The following is a 17,560-nucleotide window of genomic DNA, read 5'->3' on the forward strand; positions in this document are numbered from 1 at the left end:
TGAGGCGAAGAAATGAATGCCGAGGAGCGATCGCTAATCTTTACATTATCTTCATCGATATCTTCAAAGATTTATTGAAAATGCAGGTACATCTGGACACCATCGCATGGCAAGGTTAGTCTAAGATGGATTCCAACTCTTAAAAGACTCAATTGCCAGATGAGAATTTTAGTCACAGGTGGTGCTGGTTTTATCGGTTCCCATCTGATCGACCGGCTAATGACGCAAGGGCATGAAGTCATTTGCCTCGATAACTTCTATACCGGACACAAACGCAACATCCTGAAGTGGCTGGATAATCCATATTTTGAACTCATCCGTCACGACATCACCGAACCGATACGCTTGGAAGTGGAGCAAATTTATCACCTAGCTTGCCCCGCCTCTCCAGTACACTACCAGTTCAACCCAGTAAAGACCGTGAAAACGAATGTCCTGGGTACACTGAATATGTTAGGACTGGCAAAGCGGGTGAAGGCGAGATTACTCTTGGCTTCCACCTCAGAAGTGTACGGCGATCCTGAAATCCACCCCCAGACTGAAGAATATCGCGGTAATGTCAATACGATAGGAATTCGCTCCTGCTATGACGAAGGCAAGCGAATTGCAGAAACACTGGCGTTTGACTATTATCGCCAGAATCATGTAGAAATTCGAGTCGCGCGAATCTTCAACACCTACGGCCCTCGAATGTTAGAAAATGACGGTCGAGTGGTTAGCAACTTTGTAGTGCAAGCTCTGCGGGGTACCGCCCTAACCGTTTATGGTGATGGTTCGCAAACCCGAAGTTTCTGCTACGTTTCAGACCTAGTGGAAGGGCTGATGCGGCTGATGAATGGCGAGCATACGGGACCGATTAATTTAGGGAATCCCGATGAATATACGATTTTAGAGCTGGCTGAGGCTGTCCAAAAGATGGTGAACCCAGACTCGAAGATTAAGCTTGAGCCACTGCCAGAAGACGATCCTCGCCGACGGCGTCCGGATATCACGCGGGCAAAGACTTGGCTGGATTGGGAGCCAACAATACCCTTGCAAGAAGGGTTACAACTGACTATAGAAGATTTTCGCGATCGCTTAGCTTCTCTGCCGGAGAATCGCATCCACAGCGATTCGTGAATTAGAGTCCTTTGTCAAAAGTTAATTATCAATGACTTTTAACAAAAGACTACCCAACAGAATCGTACCCCCAGAACTGTCATTCCAATTTTTTTGAGGTTTACTCCTATGCGTGTTTGCGTAATTGGCACTGGATATGTTGGCTTGGTCACGGGTGCCAGTCTTGCTCATATTGGACATCATGTCATCTGCGTTGACAATAACGAAGAAAAAGTCAAGTTGATGAAAGCGGGACAGTCCCCGATTTATGAGCCAGGACTGTCAGAAATTATGCAATCGGCTTCCCAGTCAGGGCATCTTGAGTTCACTACCGATTTGGGTGCTGGAGTGGCTCATGGAGAAATTTTGTTCATCGCAGTAGGGACGCCCGCTTTGGCAAATGGTGAAAGCGATACCAGGTATGTTGAAGCCGTTGCCCGTGGAATTGGCGCTCATCTTGACGGTGGTTACAAAGTCATTGTGAATAAATCCACAGTGCCAATTGGTTCTGGGGACTGGGTACGGATGATTGTACTTGATGGCGTGCTGGAGCGCCAAAAGTCCTTAGTGGGAGCTGGTGGCGTTGTTACCGAGGAGCTGACACTAGAAACAACTCCTCAGTTTGATGTTGTTAGCAATCCAGAATTTTTGCGCGAAGGTTCGGCAGTTTACGACACCTTTAACCCGGATCGGATTGTGCTGGGTAGCACCAATCCGAAAGCGATCGCCATGATGCAGGAACTCTATGCTCCCATTGTCGAGCGCCAGGTGGCAGAAGACAAATCCTTACCACAAGTGCCCGTCGTGGTGACAGACATCAACTCTGCTGAGATGATTAAGTACGCCGCGAATGCCTTCCTCGCAACCAAAATCAGCTTTATCAACGAAGTTGCCAATATTTGCGATCGCGTGGGTGCTGATGTTACCCAAGTCGCTAAGGGCATCGGTTTGGATTCCCGGATTGGTAACAAGTTCTTGCAAGCTGGGATTGGCTGGGGTGGTTCCTGCTTCCCGAAAGATGTCTCGGCTTTGATTCATACCGCGGACGACTACGGCTATGAAGCTCAACTGCTCAAATCTGCTGTGAGTGTCAACCAGCGCCAGCGCGTGATTGCGATCGAAAAACTGCAACAGGCGCTAAAAATCCTCAAAGGCAAAACGGTGGGATTGCTAGGTCTGACTTTCAAACCCGATACCGATGATATGCGCGATGCTCCAGCGCTCAATCTCATCGAGCAACTCAACCGGCTGGGGGCGAAAGTGAAAGCCTACGATCCAATTGTTTCTTCAACTGGGATGCGTCATGGGTTAACCGGCGTGATGGTGGAAACCGATCCCGAACGGCTGGCTGATGGCTGTGACGCCCTTGTGTTGGTGACAGACTGGCAGCAGTTCCAGACCCTAGACTATAGCAAAATGTCTAAGCTGATGAACAACGCGGTGATGATTGATGGTCGTAACTTCCTCAACCGGAAGGAAATAGAAAGCGCCGGTTTCCAATACATCGGTGTTGGTCGCTAGGAAAAGTTTTGAGTTAGGGAGTTATGAGTTATTAACTCATAACTCCCTAACTCTTTGCCTGACTTGGTGCCAGATTAGACCAGCGACAATTAATCCCAGACCCATTTGCCAGATTTGCGGCTCTACCCAGAAAGCCAGGAACAGGCAAGATCCTAGACCTGCCCAGGCTATCCATTTGGGATAGAGCCGTTCTGAATCTGGCATTTTTAATGCTGCCAGATTAGTAATTGCGTAGTAAATCAAGACGTTAAAGGCACTGAATGACCAAGTCGTTTTGACATTGCCAAGCAGAACTAAAAGGGCGATCGCAATTCCGACCACGACCACCGCTAAATCGGGTGTCGTTCCTTGCCGATTTAGCCGTGCCAAAATTCTGGGCATATCCCGGCGTCTTCCCATCGCCAGCAGCACGCGGGACAAACCCAAAATCAAGTTTAATAGTACCCCCAGCATCGCCGCGATCGCACCAATTGATAAAATCGCCGCACCTCTTGAACCGGCAACGCTGCGAACTGCCACCTCGAGGGGTGCTGCCTGTGCCTGGGTTGCTTTGCCCAAAATTTCTGTCCCGACCGCCCCAATGCCAACCGTTACCACTGCCATGTAAAGCAGCATTGTCACCCCCAGGCTAACAATCATCGCGATTGGAATTGTCTTCCGGGGTTCCCGTGCTTCCTCGCCCAACGTGGCAATCCTTCCATAACCCGTGTAAGCCACAAACATCAGCGCACTGGCTTGGAGTACCGTCGCCGGAGAACCTTTGAAAAATGGCGTGAGATTTTCTGTACCAACCTCTGTGGCGCGGGGTAGACAGATAAGGACAAAGAAAATTAAAGAGAGCAGCGACACCGAGACGATGGCAATATTGGCGCGATTAGAGCGGCGAATCCCGCTCAAAACAATTAAAGTCATCAAAATCGCCGCAGCTAGCGCCGTGGGAATCAGAAATCCCCGCCCATACAAACCCGTCGCATTCAGCAAGTAGCCAGCAAAACCCAAAGCTGCCGTTGCTGCTGAAGCAGTCTTTGCCAAGAGAAACATCCAGCCTGCGGTAAAACCTAGACTCGGATTGAGATACTTGTAGCCATATTCGTAGCTGCCACCGCTGACGGCGTGATTCGCTGCTAACTGGGCACTATTGAGACCGTTGCAGGTTGCCACAACGGCTCCAATCGCGATCGCCAAAATTACCGCCGGTCCTGCGATTCCGGCGGCAATGCCGATGCTGACAAACACGCCCGTGCCTACGATCGAACCCAAACCCATCATCGTGGCACCCAAAACCCCTAACTCTCTCTGAAGCTGCGGGGGTGAGGTTCCAGCAGTCACAAGATATCTCCCAGATAACACTACTGTTATCCTAAGGCTGAGAGGTTAAGACACAGTTGTGCGATCGCTGACCTTTACGAATTAAGGATAGAAAAGGGGTGTTCAACCACCGCTCCTTATCCCTGTTCCTTTTAACGCGGTTCTGACCCTGCGATTGCCTACTAACCGATGACGATTGACTAAAATCAAGGGTTATTGGGAACGCGCTCGATTTGGGCATAGCCACTGAAAATTAGCTTATCTCCTTGGGTTTCCAAGCGGTTAATTCGCATGGTTACGCCGTCGAGATTAAAGCGATCTAAATCGACCATGTTATCTAAAATTTCCGCAAACGCCGATGTCAAGGTCTGAGAAATTTCCCGTGATTCTTCTGGAACCGCCTCTGGTTGAAATTGGGGATCTTTAAACCGAATGCGACGCCGCCGTTCCACGCTTAAGGTTGATTTCATGCTGAGTGGCACCAATCCTTTTTCGCCCAAATCTGCCTTTGCAAAAATTTGCACTTGGTTTTCGGGCAGCAGCTGTACTTGGACTTCGGTAAAGGAAACGGACTGACCGCCAGATAAATCTGTCAAAGCTGGTGTGGAAATATCTTGCAGGCGCTTCTGCACCAGTTCTGCCTGAAAGGATTGGTTAATATCTGCCTGGGTTAGCGTCACCTGTACAACTGCCTGGGTGGGTTGCTTAAGGCGGATCTGACCTTGCATTACACAACTGAAGTCAATCGAGACGGCGTCTGTCTCAAACGACATCTCCTCGGTGCGAAACTCGCGGCGAATCACAAGACCACTACCGCTCATTTTGAAGCTGTCAATACTGCCCTGCAAAAGCTTGCTGGAGGGATAGCAGCGAACAGCAACTTCCACAGACTCACTCTGGGTAAACATGTGGCGAATAGTCTTGCTAGCGACTGTATTGAGGAGGCGTTCTCCCCAATCAGTGCCAGTATTGTTTGTGAAACCAGTAAGGCCGCCTAACATAATGTTTCGCGTCCATAAGAGTGCTTACTCTCTTGTTTGTAACAAAATATTAACAAATAAGCAAGAAGACCTAAGACAGAGAGAACCCCAGAGAGCCTACTGCTTAAGGTTATCAGCCGGAAAATGGCGCGATTGATAGAATTTTCTGAATTTTCCAATTAGTTACAACAATTAGAGTCGCAGATGTGAGCAGATCGCCCTCTTGATGCGCGATCGCCTACAACATCACTAGGTGCTGCAAAGACTCTGGGCTAAAGATCCCAGATTACTGCCAAAAGTTGCAAAGTATCATTGGAGACAATTAAATTTCACAATCTCTAGAGTCTTCCGATGCCAGTAAGGGCAGGGCTTCCCTACTCCTTATGACAGATACACGAAAATTACTTGGAGTGTGGCAACGAAAGCATCATGACTCAGACTAGGGGAATTTTGAGCGACTGGTGTGGGATGAACACTGTTCTGTATTCTTAAGTTGACGGCGATGACACGGATCATTATTCGATATTACGATCCTAGCTATCCCTATCTAGAACGGGCTATCCGTTCGATTCAGGGAGATTTTGATATTGTTGTATACGATGATGGAAGCAATATTTTTCCTAATTTGGCTGCTGTTAAAAATAGATGCCAAATTAGACGACTAGAGCATAAAGGGCCAGCTTCTACGCTGATACAGGCTCTGGCTGATGCAAAAAGAGAAAATGTAAAACAAGTATTTATTCTAGATGGGGATGATGAGGCGCTAGAGAGTTTACTAAGCTTTCTCAATGCATCCTTAGCATTACCTTATACAGCAGTTATCGGGCAGTTCAACGATGTGGCTTCCCCAATTTATCAAGAGCAGGGAAATGAATTATTTCGAGAAGCGATCGCTAATTTAAAATTCTGCCCTCCCTGCTTCAGCCTCAAGATTGGAGACTGGATACAAGACTTGCCCCGCATCTTCAACCTAGTGCAAACCGAATATGTCTCAACTGGCACTTTATTTTTAAGCTTATTCCTCTCTGGTCAAACCGGGATTTCTGTTGCCGAACAAGTGATTATCTGGAGACAGCACGAAGCCCAAACTTACAGACATCACCACCAGGAAAGACATTTAACAGTACAGAGAATTTGGCAAATTTACCATCAAAAAGCTTTCGAGGAATATAGCCAAATCTTGCATCTCAATCTCCATGATGCTGTTGCTTATTACAATCGGGGTAATACTTGCTCCAGACTTGGCGATGGGCAAAAAGCCATTGAGGATTACACTCAGGCGCTGAATATCAATCCTAATTTTCCTGAAGCTTACACTAATCGAGGTGTCGCACGCTTCGATTTAGGAGATAGTCAAGGAGCGATTGACGATTATACTCTGGCATTGCAGCTTAATCCTAACTTTGCCGCCGCCTACAATAACCGGGGAAATGCCCATTCTAAATTGGGTAACTATCCAGAAGCGATCGCCGATTTGCAGACATCTGCTCAACTTTTCTCTGTTCAAGGGGATGTCAGTAACTACCAGCGATCGCAAAACCTCTTAGCTGAAGCCTATTTTAAAATGGGAGCAAGATTGTGGATGCAAGAACAGATTGAACAAGCGATCGCTTGTTATCAGAAAGCGCTGGAAGTTAAACCTGACTTTCCTGAAGCCTACTACGATTTAGGCATGATTTTCCAGCAAAAGGGTAGAGTTGCCGAGGCAATGAGCTATTACCGTAAACTCTTAACAATCAAGCCTGAATTTTCAAAAGCTCGTTATCAAATTGAGACAATATTGAAAGGTTATCAATTTTCTACAGACTGGTTTAGCCGCAACCTTGATATTTTGAATGAGCATGTTAAACCCTTATTTAAAATACCTGGATTAAATATTTTAGAAATAGGCAGTTGGGAGGGACGATCTACTTGCTGGTTTTTAGAAAATATTTTGATAGATAGTTATAGCCAAATTACCTGTATAGATACCTTTGCAGGTAGCTTGGAACATCAAAGATATGAGCGTGACTATTTAAGCTCTATAGAAGAGCGATTTGACTTTAATATAAATCGTACGGGTGCAGCGGAAAAGGTACGAAAAATAGTAGGTAAATCTCAACAAATATTGCGTTCGTTACCCTTGGGTTTTTATGATTTAGTTTACATTGATGGCTCCCACCTAGCCAGCGATGTTCTGGAAGATGCAGTTTTAAGTTGGGCGCTTGTCAAAGTAGGCGGCACGATCATTTTTGACGATTATGATTTTATTTTTGCAAAAAACACTTTTCAAAATACCAAGGTGGGGATAGACGCTTTTATATCAGTATTTTCCGATAAAATTAAATTCATCCATAAGTCTCATCAAATTCTTCTAAAAAAACTTTTTTCTTAGACTTGGGTGTTTTTATTTCCTGAAGACAATCCTGGTTGAGATAAGTTATAACAGCAGTATAATAACTGTCCAGAAAGTACATCACAGTTAGCGATTGGTTAAAGGAACAACCCGTGTAAACAAAAACGTAGTGACTTCGGCAAAGCAGAACTGCGATTGGTTGTTCAATATTTCTTAATATCTGCAAGAGAGAGCAATTATGAAACCCTTAGTGAGAAAAGTTAGCCTAGTGATGGCAGCCTTGCCTCTAGCAGGAGTCATCAGCTTAGAAAAAGCATTGGCACAACCCATCATTCCGGCTGCTGATGGCACTGGTACCCTTGTCAACGTCAATGGCGATCGCTTCGACATCACCGGCGGTAAGCTATCAAGCCAAGGCGAGAATCTCTTCCACAGCTTTAACCAATTTGATCTCAATCAAGGTGAGATTGCCAACTTCCTATCCACCCCCAGCATTCAGAATATTCTCGGTCGAGTTGTGGGTGGAGATGTCTCCGTCATTAATGGCTTAATTCAAGTCACTGGCGGCAATTCAAACTTATTTTTGATGAATCCAGCCGGAATTGTCTTTGGCAACAACGCTAGTCTGAATGTACCTGCATCTTTCACTGCCACCACCGCCAACAGTATCGGCTTTGGCAACAATTTGTTTAATGCCATCGGTAACAATAATTATGCCGCTTTAGAAGGAAATCCCAGCACTTTTGCTTTCACGCCTCCTCAACCTGGTGCCATCGTTAACGCTGGAAACTTAGCAGTAGGACAGGGGAAAAATCTCACCTTACTCGGTGGCACTATCGTTAATACCGGGCAACTTTTGGCACCAGAAGGAAATATTACTGTGGCAGCGGTTTCCGGCGGAAAATCCGTGCGGATTAGTCAACCTGGAAACCTACTCAGTTTGGAGGTCGCGACTCAGAATTTTAATCCCCAATCCCCCATTCCTAATCCTCAATCCGTACCGCAGTTGCTGACGGGCGGGAAAGTTGGGAATGCGACTCAACTCACCGTTAATAACAAAGGTCAAGTGGTACTCACGGGATCTGGCGTTGCCATCCCCACCGATACAGGGACTGCGATTGTGTCTGGAAATCTGGACGCATCCGGGCAGACTGGCGGTAAAGTGCAAGTTCTCGGCGACAAAGTAGGCTTGGTGGGTGCCAACATCAACGCTTCCGGCAGTCTTGGCGGTGGAACGGTGCTAATTGGCGGCGATTATCAAGGGAAGGGCACAGTACCGAATGCCTCTAGAACTTATGTCAGTCCAGATTCTTCGATCGATGTTGATAGCAAGAACAACGGTAATGGGGGTCGTGCGATCGTTTGGTCTGACAAGGCAACTGAATTTTACGGCAATATCAACGCCCGTGGCGGCAAGAATTCTGGCGATGGCGGATTTGTGGAAGTTTCGGGCAAGGAAAGCCTAACTTTCAAAGGCACGGTGGATACGCTTGCGCCAAATGGTAAAGTCGGCACTCTGCTACTCGACCCAACTAATATCATTATCAAGAATGGCACGCAGGATGGAGATGACACGGACGGCTTAAACGATAGCTTTACTGGGAACCCTTCTGGCATTTTAGGTCAGGTAGTTAGCGCTGACACCACGCCGACGATCATCTTCGAGTCAGAATTTGAAAATGTGGATGCTGACATCGTTTTACAGGCGACTAACAATATCACCATTGAAGACCTAGCTGACAACACACTAAACGCTAACGGATCGATTACCTTGATTGCCGATTTTGACGGTGATGGTGTTGGAGCTTTTTCGATGAATCAAGGAGATACTATCGAGACTTTTTTACAGCCAGTAAAGATTTCTGGAGCGAGTCTCACAGTTGGAAATATTCGTACCAATAGTGGTCAGATTGAACTTAATAGCAGCAACGGTGCGATCGCTACAGGCAATCTAGACACTTCTTCCATCTACACGAATAATGGCAGTATCATCCTCAAGGCCACCAACGGCAACATTATCACAGGTGATATTACTTCTTCCGGTGAAAATAATGGAAATGGAGGTCTGGTGAGTTTAACCACAACAGGCACAATTACAGTTGATGGTAATATCAATTCCTCCTCCTCTAATTTTCAATCTACTGGTGGCGCAGTTACTCTAGAAGCTGGCATTAATATCATCACAGGTAATATCACTTCCTCATCCACCGCTGATTTTAAAGCTACAGGCGGCGCAGTTACTCTAGAAGCTGGGAGTAATATCACCACAGGCACAATTAATTCTTTTGCAGAAGCTGACATATTTTTCCTTGGAGATAATCCAGGCGCTATAGGGGGTAACGTCAAGATAACGGCTGGAGGCAATATTACAACAGATGCAATTAATTCCTCTGCTTTTGTTGAGATCACAAATAGCCCCACTTTATTCGATGCGATAGGCGGCTCAGTTACCTTAGATGCCCAAGGTAGTATTCAAACCGGCGACATTAATTCCTCTGCTACCGATCCCATCGTTGCTACAGGGGGTGCGGTCAACTTCACAGCTAAGGACGATATAATCACGGGCAACATTAATTCCTCTGCCACTGTTAATCCCCCCACGACTTATGGCGATCTCCTGAACGCAACTGGTGGGTTAGTCAGCTTAACAACCGATGACAATATTACCTTTGAGACGATTAATACCCAAGCTATCCAAGAAGCAGGAGATGGGATCGATGGATCTCTCATTGGTGGCAATGTCGCAATATCTTCACTAGGAGTCGTTAAGGGAAAGAGCATAATTGACGGTACTTCGGCAACCATCCTTACCAGTGGAGTGACGAAAGGAGGCTCGGTTTTCATCCAGCATGATGGGGGGCAAGATAACTTTCAATTTATCGTCGGCGATGCGACTAACAACGGTACGGCGGGAGCGATTGATACGGGTGGAAGTAATGGGAATGGGGAGCTGATTTCTCCTGCACAAACCATTCCATCTATCGATACGCTGATTCCCAATAACAATACCTTTGAGGTGGGCAATCCTAGTGTTGATGGTATTCAAATAACTTTTATCAACCAAGCACCGACTTTGACCGCAAATACTCTGCTAACGGCTACTCAACAAAATCAGTCGATTACATTCACCGTTGCGAGTTTAAATCCATCTATAACCGATGCAAATAGCGATTTTACCTCAATACGCATTGATGCCATTAATGGGGGAACGCTGACCAAACAAGATGGTACCGTCATCGTACCGGGAACCATTTTGTCGTTGAGCGATGTTTTAGTTTACACACCGCCTACGGGTGCGACTGGTTTGCTCAATGCCTTTACAATTAGTGCGAGCGATCGCGTTTCCTTCTCCGCCCCGCAACAGCTCACCATCAATGTAGCTGAGCCAATCCCCACACCAATTCCCACGCCAATTCCAACTCCAATCCCTACGCCAATCCCCACACCAATTCCCACGCCAATTCCCACGCCAATCCCCACGCCAACACCTTCCCCAACGCCACTTTCCAGCAAATTATCACCACCGCAGGAGACGCCACTGACACGAATACCGGCAACGAGAACCCTTGCCTCAGTCGAAATCGATCCGGTTCTTGCTCAAATCGACCAAGAGTTTACAAGGCAATTCCAGCAATATTTGGGACTCGCTCCCGATCTTCCCTTAAAAACCTTAGATGAGGCGCGTGAAATTCTTAACGAAATTGAGAAAGCAACTGGAGTGAAACCGGCACTCATTTATGTTGCTTTTGTGCCTGCAACAGTTACACCAGGAACAGCAGCAGATAAAAGTCAACTCCCTTATCCCGCGCCACAATTAGATATTCTTTGGCAATTCAACTCTCAGGGATTAGCCCTAAATCAGCTAGCTCAACTTCCAGCTCAATCGTCAAACAATCCCCTACCGCAGGATAACGACCAACTCGAACTCGTCATTGTGACAGCTAAAAAGCCACCAATTCGCAGGAGAGTCACAGGGGTAACACGCCGTCAAGTTCTCAAAGTCGCCCAGGAATTTCGCTCAGAAATCACTAAGCCGCTTAAAACAAACCGTTACCTCAATTCTTCCCAACAACTCTATAAGTGGTTGATAGCACCCGTAAAAGCTGATTTAGAAGCTAGCAAGATCGATAATTTGGTTTTCCTCATGGATACAGGGTTGCGGAGTCTTCCGGTTGCTGCCCTCCATGACGGTCAACAATTCCTAGTGGAAAAATACAGCGTCGGACTCATGCCGAGTCTCAGCCTAACCGATACTCGTTACCGGGATATTAAAAAAACCCAAGTCCTGGCAATGGGAGCAGCCAAATTTACTAACCAAAACCCCTTACCCGCCGTGCCCGTGGAATTGTCCATTATCGCCTCTTCCCTATGGTCGGGTAAATCTTTCCTCAACGATGCCTTCACTCTGAAAAATCTTAAGGCGCAGCGTCAGCAAGAACCTTTCGGAATTGTTCACCTAGGCACGCATGGGGAATTTAAGTCAGGAGAACCAAGCAATTCCTATATTCAGCTGTGGGACACCAAGCTGAGATTGGATCAGCTGCGGGAGTTAGGTTGGAATGACCCTCCTGTAGAATTGCTGGTGCTAAGTGCCTGTCGCACAGCCTTGGGAGATGAACAGGCAGAGTTAGGCTTTGCCGGGTTATCAGTGCAGGCAGGCGTTAAGTCAGCTCTAGCGAGTCTCTGGTACGTCAGCGATGAAGGGACTTTGGGGCTGATGACAGAGTTCTACGAACAATTGAAAAAAGCGCCCATCAAGGCGGAGGCGGTGCGTCAGGCACAGGTGGCAATGCTCAAGGGCAAAGTGCGCTTAGAGGAAGGTCAACTCCGCACCCTCAATGGCAGCTTTCCCTTGCCACCCTCAATGGCTGGACTGGGAAATAGAAGCCTTGAGCATCCTTTCTACTGGGCAGCTTTCACGTTGATTGGCAACCCTTGGTAAGAGAAGGGAGGAGGGAGGACTGAGGGCTGAGAGGTGAGGACTGAGGACTGAGAGGTGAGGAAAAAAGGGCTGAGGAAAAAAGAGGTGATACCAATTCTTTTTAAAGATGCGCTTAATAAATAGATAGTGTTTTGCGTGTCAAGAGCGATCGCAAACGAGCAAAGGCAAACGCTGAAAACAGGCTGGCAAGCACTAACTAGTCCGATGCGCTCGTCAACAGCTTGCCATCGAGATGCCTCCCACAAAGTCCTCACTCCACTTCACCCGATCGCTCGCCTGCCACTGAAGCTCTATTATTCTATTATTAAGCGCATCTTTACAGAGAATTGGTATGAGATACATCGGCACGGGAATGGCAATCAAAAATCTGCTACCGAACGTGAGAACCACAATATGTTCCAGCCATCTGAGAAACGCTATAGATATAGAGATATAGCACTTTTTCACATTCTTTTTCTAACCAAACCGTATTACCCCTCACCAGCTTTCACTTCAAGGAATATAAAATTATTCCTTTGATATTAAAATGTTCGTTAAGTTCCAAGGTGATCGGTTGATTTTGACGTTTATAACCATCAAAACTAACAAGAGTTAAATCTTTATTTACAAATGCAATTAAGAATTTCAATACATCTACTAAAATTACCAAATCGAAATAACTGATAATATAGGTGCTGGCAATATTGGATAATTAGCTTAAAAATTAAGTTATACCTTTTAAGGGAATTCTACTTAATGACCATATTGCATTTAAATTTGATATTTATGATAAGAATGAATCAAGCATTATAGTTCTAAAGATATGGAGAATACCTGTTACTTTTGCAAGCTCCGTTTGCACCTTCTCTCAAAAAAATCTCAGAAAATGGGCGGTTACTTCACGAATCAGAAACAATCCTGTAACAATGAATTCCTGGTGTTTTCTCAGATATTTAACGACTTTACACCGATAGGGGCTTGCATAAAAGCATCTGATATATTATTTTATTCGTTCAGTCTAAGCCCTGAGCTAAGTATCTCTAGCTTCTGATTCAGTTCCTAAAATTTGGATAGAAGATAAACTTTCATTAAAGGTTATTGCTCCACTCCTTAAGTTAAACTGTACGTCATGGTTTCGGAGCAGATCGCCTAGATAATGGTGCTTAGGGAAAGAAGCAGCAGCGTGTTTTAGGAAAAGGTCTGCAAATGTAGTTTTATTGCTCGCGGCTTACTCCCTTACTCTCTCCATCCTGCCACAGGTATACATTTCAGACCTCAGGAGGATGCTTTGTAGTGACCGATTCGACGATTCTGGCGTACAGAGAGGAGTTAGGCGATACATACAGAGTAACTACTTAAGTAGATGAGTACAAAGAAACCAGAAAGATAATCACTCGTTTTTTTGACAAACGGGTGTTTCAGAGTGTGGTCTTTTTTGCAGATTTTGACCACTCAACATACCTTAATTTATAATTTGCGCGGGATTTGCTTTGAGGAAGAAAATATCATGTTTGAGAGTACGGGAATACTCATGGGAATGTACAAAACCCTATTTTGGCTCGCTCAAGTTACACCAGTCGATCCAACGGTGAATACTCCAGAAGAAGCGGCACTTGTCTTTTCAGGGCCTCAATTTTTTGTAGCGCTGATTTCTGGGATAGTGTTAGCTTTTGCGTTGCAATTATTGTTAACCAACCTCTCAGTCGCCGCCGGGATCTCTTACTTGGGTCATCAATCAGATTCAGATTCCGATCGGGATGAATCTGGAAGTTTGGGAGGGACAATTCGCAAAATAGGGACAGCAGTCGGAATTTGGACGCTGGTGACAGTCACCATTGCGTTAGCGATCGCGTGTTTCCTGGCAGTGAAACTGAGCCTGATTAGCAGTGGCGGCTTGGGTGCTATTATCGGTCTGGTAATTTGGGCAACCTACTTCTGCCTGCTATTCTGGGTAAGTTCGACGACAGTGGGATCGTTAGTGGGTTCAGTTGTCAATACTGCAACCAGCGGCTTCCAAGCAATTGTCGGCACAGCAACCGCAGCAATCGGCGCACAAGCTGTGAATAATCAAGTTGTGTCAACCGCAGAGGCGGCAGCAGCAGCAGTGCGGCGAGAACTGGGATCGGGAATCGATCCTGCCAGCATCCGCGAGACGCTGGAGGATTATTTAGGCGGTTTGCGTCCCCCAGAACTCGATATGCAAAAGATTCGGGGTGAATTTGAAAGATTGCTGAGTGACCCGCAATTAAAAGCGATCGCTAACACCGATAATCTTCGCAACATCGACCGCCAAACATTTGTAAATTTGGTGAGCGATCGCACAGACCTCTCGAAACGAGACCTTAACCGCATCGTAGACCAACTCGAAGGCGTATGGCGGCAAGCCGTGGGATCGCGAGAACAACAAACCGATCGGATGGGCGAACTGCTCAACTATCTCAAGTCTGCACAACCGGGTCAAGTGAAGTCAGATGATATCAACGCCAAACTCGACCAGCTGATTGCAGAGACGCGCGACTCTAAAAAAGCCGATCAAAAAGCAGCCGACGACGACGCAGCTCCTGGTCCAATTCAGCTAAGCGTTCAACAGGGTTTAACGACCCTGATGGGATTAGCAATGGGACGCACGGATCTCTCAGATTTAGATGTGCAAACCATCTTAAGTTCCCTCTCTAAAGCTAAAGACAAAGTAACCGAGCAAACCGACAAACTAGCGACTCAAGCAGGAGTTAAACCAGAACTCCCCTACAGCACCATTCGAGCAGATGTAGACAACTACCTGCTCAACACGTACTCCTGGCAGATTACCCGACCAGGACTTAACCGGGAATTCAAAGAAGTCATCTACGACCCCCAAGGAGATCCGGGGACAATTCGCCGGGAATTGGAGCAACTAGACAAGTCATATTTTGCCAACCTGTTGCAACAACGGGGCGTCTTTACCCAAGACAAAATCAACGACATTTCCGATCAATTGGAAGGCATCCGGCAAGAAGTTTTGGTGACAGTGCGGGCAGCTGAAGAAGAAGAAAGGACGCAAGACCTGCGCCGCCGAGTTGAAGATTATATCCGAACAGCACCCAAGACAGAACTGAGCGCAGAAGGCGTTAACGACAATTTCAAAAAGGTGCTAGAAGACGCAGATGCCGACCACGGCACCCTTGAGCGTCGTCTTGCTTTGTACGATCGCTATGCCTTGATGCAATTGCTGCGGGGACGCGAAGACATCGGCGAGACAGAAGCTGACGCGATCGCTACGAATTTAGAACAATCACGGGATCGGGTGCTGATCGAATCCCAAGCCCTCCGAGACCGAATTCAATCGGAAACCGAGGCAGTGTGGGTCAATTTAGAGTCCTATCTGCGAAATACTGGCAAAGACGAACTGAATCCTGAAGGCATCCAGCGAGATATCAAAACTCTCCTGAACGACCCGCAGGCAGGAATGTGGGCACTTCGGTCGAGAGCTTCTCGCTTTGACCGCGATACCTTAGTCCAGCTACTGAGTCAGCGACAAGACTTGAGCGAGGACCAGGTAAATCAAATCATCGATCAGGTGCAACATTCTTGGAGCAGCGTTGTCCAAGCACCGCAAATGGTCGTAGATAAAGCCAAAGAGCAGGTAGACAAAACTAGCACAGCTCTAGCAGATTATCTGCGGAACACTGGTAAAGACGAACTGAATCCCGAAGGCATCCAGCGGGATTTGACCAGGCTGCTCTCTGACCCCAGAGAAGGTGCTACGGCACTGCGGCAACGGCTATCTCAAGTAGACCGCGATACCCTAGTGAAGCTACTGAGCCAACGGCAAGACCTAAGCGAAGAGCAAGTAAATCAGGTCATCGATCAGGTGCAGGGGACGATCAAAAACATCGTCAGAGCGCCTCGTCGCCTTGCCACCCGGACGCAGGCACAAATCCAAGATTTCCAAAGCACGCTGCAAGACTACCTGCGGAATACTGGCAAAGACGAACTCAACCCAGAAGCAATTAAGCGCGATTTGCAGTTGTTGCTGCACGATCCGCGCACCGGAGTTGAGAGTCTGACCGATCGCCTATCTCACATCGACCGCGACACGATGATCTCTCTGCTGTCGCAACGGCAGGATATCTCTGAGGAAGAAGCTGCCCGAATTGTGGATCAAGTCCTCTCGGTACGCGATCAATTTGTGGAGCAAATTCGCAGCATTCAACGGCGAATTCAACAGACAATTGACGGGATTTTTGCCCAAATTCGCAACTACCTCAACTCGCTGGATCGCCCAGAACTCAACTATGACAGCATCAAGAAAGATGTTCGCAAGTTGTTTGACGATCCGCAAGCTGGGTTTGATGCGTTGCGCGATCGCCTCTCCCATTTCGATCGCAATACTCTGGTTGCCATCATGTCTTCCCGCGAGGACATCTCCGAGGAAGATGCTAACCGGCTCGTCGATCAAATTGAAGGCGCACGCAACAGCGTCCTGCAACGGGTGGATCGCCTCCAACAGGAAGCGCAACGCCGCTTAGACGAAGTGAAGTATCAAGCGCAGCGGCAGGCAGAAGAAACTCGCAAAGCTGCTGCCTCTGCCGCTTGGTGGCTGTTTGGTACGGCAACTGTGTCTGGAATCGTTTCCGCGATCGCTGGCGCTTTAGCCGTTTCCGGTCGTTAAAGTTACCGATTTTCTCCGCTAATCCATAAACGTAGGGGCAGGATTGTTTTCCTGCCCCTACTGCTTTTTTATAAGCCCAACATCCGGTTAACTTGCTCGGAAGTTAAGGGTTTAGGCGAAATTTTGGGATCGTAGTCTAGCTGTCGCAAGCGATCGCGTAGAGCTTTAAAACTCGTCGTCTCCAGCAATACCAAATTCTGATATACAGATTCTTTTGGCATTTCCACTCTTAAAATCACATCTTGTAGCTTCTCTTGTTCTATCGCGTGTAAAATTTGCTTGCAAAATAATTCACGCTTCGACACCTGAGTTAATGTCACTAAATACCAATTTCTTTGGACAGGAACATTCGGTGAATCATCTTGAGGTATGTTCTGCACGGTATAGATTTAGGGATATTGGGTGACGGCAAATTGATGGAGGGAACGCTAGGGACACGGCATGGCAGTGCCCCCACTAAGAAGAATAAACTGGCTTCAACCATTTATAAAAATGGTTTCAATTAGCTTTAGGCAATTAATAACTCATTAAAACTTTTGAAAGTCATTATTAACAAGTCAGCAACTAATTCAGCCTCCAGAAAATATTTCATAGCTTCATTCCCCACAATAGTGTAGCAGGAGTCAGGGAAAGCTTCATTTTCTTCAATATCTTGAGATAAATGAAAATAATTTTTCGTTAGCAAGATCGCGATTTTGCTTTAGATTCCAAGCTCTAGCACTGCTAAATGATTTCCAAAGAAGAAA

General features: G+C 46.7%; 10 protein-coding genes. 5 read left to right on the forward strand and 5 right to left on the reverse strand.

All coding sequences use genetic code 11. The annotated features are described in order from the left end of the window. Positions 1-159: 159 nt before the first annotated feature. On the forward strand, positions 160-1,119 hold the full coding sequence (locus NDA06_RS03125) for a UDP-glucuronic acid decarboxylase family protein (RefSeq protein ID WP_190411323.1): 960 nt from the start codon (positions 160-162) through the stop codon (positions 1,117-1,119). A gap of 108 nt (positions 1,120-1,227) precedes the next feature. After that, entirely contained in the window at positions 1,228-2,619 is a 1,392-nt protein-coding gene (locus NDA06_RS03130; protein WP_190411322.1) for a UDP-glucose/GDP-mannose dehydrogenase family protein, read from the forward strand. A 36-nt stretch (positions 2,620-2,655) separates the two neighbouring features. Here the strand turns inward: NDA06_RS03130 and NDA06_RS03135 are convergent, their stop codons facing one another. Then, positions 2,656-3,948, reverse strand: a complete 1,293-nt coding sequence (locus NDA06_RS03135; RefSeq protein WP_190411321.1) for an amino acid permease — start codon at positions 3,946-3,948, stop codon at positions 2,656-2,658. A 185-nt stretch (positions 3,949-4,133) separates the two neighbouring features. Continuing rightward, positions 4,134-4,928, reverse strand: coding sequence for a DUF2993 domain-containing protein (locus tag NDA06_RS03140; RefSeq protein WP_190411320.1), 795 nt, complete (start codon positions 4,926-4,928; stop codon positions 4,134-4,136). 481 nt (positions 4,929-5,409) lie between these two features. On the opposite strand from NDA06_RS03140, the gene NDA06_RS03145 reads away from it, so the two are divergent. Next, entirely contained in the window at positions 5,410-7,281 is a 1,872-nt protein-coding gene (locus NDA06_RS03145) for a tetratricopeptide repeat protein (protein WP_190984937.1), read from the forward strand. A 199-nt stretch (positions 7,282-7,480) separates the two neighbouring features. Next, the gene (locus NDA06_RS03150) at positions 7,481-12,184 is read left to right on the forward strand and encodes a CHAT domain-containing protein (RefSeq protein WP_348251680.1); all 4,704 of its coding nucleotides are present in this window, start codon (positions 7,481-7,483) and stop codon (positions 12,182-12,184) included. On the opposite strand, the gene NDA06_RS03155 is transcribed toward NDA06_RS03150, so the two are convergent. After that, positions 12,145-12,438 (reverse strand): hypothetical protein, encoded by a 294-nt coding sequence (locus tag NDA06_RS03155; protein ID WP_190984935.1) that lies wholly within the window; start codon positions 12,436-12,438, stop codon positions 12,145-12,147. The genes NDA06_RS03150 and NDA06_RS03155 overlap by 40 nt on opposite strands. 1,232 nt (positions 12,439-13,670) lie before the next feature. On the opposite strand from NDA06_RS03155, the gene NDA06_RS03160 reads away from it, so the two are divergent. Continuing rightward, the gene (locus NDA06_RS03160) at positions 13,671-16,814 is read left to right on the forward strand and encodes an MFS transporter (RefSeq protein ID WP_190984970.1); all 3,144 of its coding nucleotides are present in this window, start codon (positions 13,671-13,673) and stop codon (positions 16,812-16,814) included. Between the two features lie 68 nt (positions 16,815-16,882). Here NDA06_RS03160 and NDA06_RS03165 read toward each other — a convergent pair whose 3' ends face one another. Together NDA06_RS03165 and NDA06_RS03170 are read right to left on the reverse strand one after the other, a co-directional pair. After that, positions 16,883-17,194 carry a chromosome segregation ATPase gene (locus NDA06_RS03165; protein WP_190411315.1) on the reverse strand — a complete coding sequence of 104 codons (312 nt, stop codon included), beginning with the start codon at positions 17,192-17,194 and terminating at the stop codon, positions 16,883-16,885. Positions 17,195-17,322: 128 nt separating this feature from the next. Beyond that, on the reverse strand, positions 17,323-17,499 hold the full coding sequence (locus NDA06_RS03170; protein WP_206755340.1) for a hypothetical protein: 177 nt from the start codon (positions 17,497-17,499) through the stop codon (positions 17,323-17,325). Between the last annotated feature and the right edge of the window lie 61 nt (positions 17,500-17,560).

This window comes from Trichocoleus sp. ST-U1, from assembly GCF_039961835.1.
Taxonomy (GTDB): domain Bacteria; phylum Cyanobacteriota; class Cyanobacteriia; order Cyanobacteriales; family FACHB-T130; genus FACHB-T130.